We start from the raw sequence: 671 nt of genomic DNA, 5'->3' as shown, positions 1-671 counted from the left end.
GGGCGGCGTGGGGCACGTCGCGGTGCAGCTCGCGGCGGACGCGGGCGCCGAGGTCATCGGCACCGCCTCGGCCCGCAACCGGGAGTTCGTCCGGGGCCTGGGCGCCGCGGACGTCATCAGCCACGACATGGTCCGCGAGGTGAAGGACGTCGACGTGGCCGTGGACCCGGTGGGCGGCGCGGAGTTCTTCCGGCTGCTCGACGTCGTCCGGCCGGGCGGGATCGTCGTCACGCTCAAGGGTGAGGGCCCCGAGCACCGCGAGGCCGCCGAACAGCGCGGTGTGCGCGCCGGATTCACGTACGTGCGTCCGGACGCCGCGCTGCTCGGCGACCGGATCGTCCCGCTGCTGGCGGCCGGGCGGCTGCGGCCCTCGGTGGAGCGGGTGTTCCGGCTCGACGAGGCGGCCGAGGCCCACGCGCTCGGCGAGCAGGGCCACGTCCGCGGCCGGCTCGTCCTCGACACCGCCTGAACGCAAGGAGACGCGATGATTCTCGTGACCGGAGCGACCGGGCACGTCGGCGGTGAGCTGGTCGCCGCACTCGCCCGTTCCGGCAGGCCGGTACGGGCGCTGCTCCGCAAGCCCGCCGCCGCGGACGCGCTGCCGGACGGCGCCGAGTCCGCGGTCGGCGACCTGGACCGCCCCGCCTCCCTGCGGTCCGCGCTCGACGGGG

The 671-nt window shown here is 76.8% G+C and carries 2 protein-coding genes; both read left to right on the top strand.

Annotated features, from left to right (window positions below):
- The coding region (locus B7767_RS24995; protein ID WP_143652625.1) for a zinc-binding dehydrogenase at positions 1-469 on the top strand (469 nt) is incomplete at its 5' end.
- 15 nt (positions 470-484) lie between these two features.
- Positions 485-671, top strand: a 187-nt coding sequence (locus B7767_RS24990; protein WP_143652624.1) for an SDR family oxidoreductase, incomplete at its 3' end; no start/stop codon positions are given.

It is taken from the genome of Streptomyces sp. 13-12-16 (assembly GCF_002114215.1).
Taxonomy (GTDB): domain Bacteria; phylum Actinomycetota; class Actinomycetes; order Streptomycetales; family Streptomycetaceae; genus Streptomyces.
Note: the sequence above shows the minus strand (reverse complement) of the source record. Positions and strands in the feature narration are given on the sequence as shown.